At 72.0% G+C, this 2,260-nt stretch carries 2 protein-coding genes; one reads left to right on the plus strand and one right to left on the minus strand.

What is annotated here, in order from left to right:
* Positions 1–128: 128 nt before the first annotated feature.
* Positions 129–1,880, plus strand: coding sequence for a phosphatidylglycerol lysyltransferase domain-containing protein (locus VFW24_06950; protein ID HEX5266492.1), 1,752 nt, complete (start codon positions 129–131; stop codon positions 1,878–1,880).
* A 34-nt stretch (positions 1,881–1,914) separates the two neighbouring features.
* On the opposite strand, the gene VFW24_06955 is transcribed toward VFW24_06950, so the two are convergent.
* Positions 1,915–2,260: nuclear transport factor 2 family protein (locus VFW24_06955; GenBank protein HEX5266493.1), on the minus strand; the 346-nt coding region annotated here is incomplete at its 5' end.

Below are 2,260 nucleotides of genomic sequence, written 5' to 3' on the forward strand. Positions count from 1 at the left end.
TAGAAGTCCCCGATGGCTCCGCTCCCCGTTCCCCGCTCCGCCATACCCCCTCCTTCGAGTGGTCCCCACACGCGACGTGCGCCCGGTGCCGAAGGGGGGAGCCTACCGATCGGTAGGGTGGACCGAGGATGGCGTTGACCCCCCCTGACCGGCCGGAGGTCTCCGCTCTACCGCCCGGAGCGGAGCCGCCCGCGGCGGCCGATCCGGGGCTGCGGCTGCGCCGGGTGCGGCGGTGGGCGGCCATCGGGATGGCCCTCGGGGCCCTGGTCGATCTGATCTCGGCGGTCACCCCGCCGTTCCGCAGCCGCCTCGAGTCGCTGCACGACTGGGTGCCCCTCTCGGTCTCCGAGGGCGCTGGCGCGGTGGTGGCCCTGGCCGGCCTGTCACTTCTGTTCCTGGCCCGCGGGGTCAGGAGGGGCCAGCGTCGGGCCTGGCTGGTCAGCGTGGTGGTCCTCGCCGTGTCGTGCGTCCTGCACCTCCTCAAGGGCATCGACTTCGAGGAGACCGTCGTGTCGCTCGCCGTCCTCGCCTTCCTGCTGGTCAACCGATCGTCGTTCGCGGCCCGCTCCGACCGCCCGTCGTTGCGATGGGCGTTCGCCACCCTCTGCATCGGCGCCTTGCTCGCCGTCGCCGTCGCGGTGGCGGCGGTCGAGGTGACCATGGCGCTCGACAGGGACACGACGGCCCTGCCGTTCTTCCGGGCGGTGGAGGCGGTCGGCGGCCGGCTGGTGGCGGCCCACCTCGTCCCGCTGCCCCGGCGCCTCGACCTGTTCATCACCCCGGCCCTCACCGCTGTGACCTTCGGTGTCGTCACCGCCGTCCTCTACCTGGCCTCGCGGCCCGTGGTCGCCCGGCACGGACCACCGGAGGACGAGGTGGGGCGGGCCCGGCACTCGGTGGGGAGGTGGGGGCACGGGACACTGGACTACTTCGCCCTGCGGAGCGACAAGAGCTTCTTCTTCTCCGGAGAGACGCTCGTCGCCTACGGCGTGTACGGCGGGGTATGCCTCGTCTCCCCCGACCCGATCGGGCCCGACTCCGAGCGGGACGAGGCCTGGGCCGCCTTCGGGGCCTTCGCCTACTCGCACGGGTGGTCGCTGGGGGTCATGGGGGCCGGCGAGGACTGGCTGCCGGTCTACCGCCGCGCCGGCATGCACGACATGTACGTCGGCGACGAGGGCGTGGTCGACGTGACCCAGCTCGACCTGTCCGGGGGCCGCCACAAGAGCCTGCGCCAAGCGGTCAACCGGGTGGCCAAGTACGGCTACACCGTCACCTTCCACGATCCCCGGGCCCTCGACCCGGACCAGCGGGCCGCCGTCGAGTCGGTGATGGACAAGAGCCGCCGGGGCGAGGTCGAACGGGGTTTCTCGATGACCCTGGGCCGCCTGTTCGACCCTGACGACCGCGATCTGCTGCTGGCCGTGGCGTGGGGCCCGGACGGGGCGCCGGTGGCGTTCTGCCAGTACGTCCCTGCCCCCGGCATCAACGGCTACTCCCTGGACCTGATGCGGCGCGACGCCGGCGATCATCCCAACGGCCTCATCGACTTCCTGATCGTGGAGACGGCCCGCTACCTGAAGGAGCGGGGGCTGCGCCGGCTGGGGCTCAACTTCGCCACCATGCGCGCCGTGCTGGCGGGCGAGTCGGGGGACAACGTCGCCCAGCGGGTGGAGCGCTGGGTCCTCAAGCGGCTGTCGGGGAGCATGCAGATCGAGTCGCTGTGGCGGTTCAACGCCAAGTTCGACCCCGAGTGGCTCCCCCGCTATCTGGTGTACGACGCTCCCGAGCACCTGCTGCCGATCGGGATGGCGGTGGCGCGCGCCGAGTCGTTCTGGGAGCTCCCCCTGATCGGGCGCTTCCTGGTTCCGAGCGCCTAGTAGCCCGGGCCGGTCCCCGGGACCTCCCGACCCGTCAGAACATGTCCACTCGCAGCCGGGTCAGGCGGACCGACGCGATCAGCCACCGGCCGCCCACCTTCTCGTAGGTCTCGTGGTAGTGGCCGAAGCCGTGCAGCCCACCGGTCGTGCCGTCCGGGCCCGGCCAGCGGAGCAGGTCCTCCAAGGCCCAGATCCCCTCGGCGGTCGTCTCGCCGGTAACGGTGATCTCGGGCATGTGCCCGTGGTGGACGGCCACCATGCCCTCGACCGATCGACGCACGTAGGCGGAGATGTCCCGCGGTCCCCGGCTGGTGGCATCGGGCAGCGGATCCCCTCCGGCGGCCTCGGCCATGTCCATGACCGCATCGGGATCGAAGACC

Source organism: Acidimicrobiales bacterium (assembly GCA_036273495.1).
Taxonomy (GTDB): domain Bacteria; phylum Actinomycetota; class Acidimicrobiia; order Acidimicrobiales; family JAJPHE01; genus DASSEU01.

Excerpts from the sequence above, each read along its gene's own strand:
- VFW24_06950 (HEX5266492.1), top strand. The coding sequence starts at position 129 with ATGGCGTTGACCCCCCCTGACCGGCCGGAGGTCTCCGCTCTACCGCCC.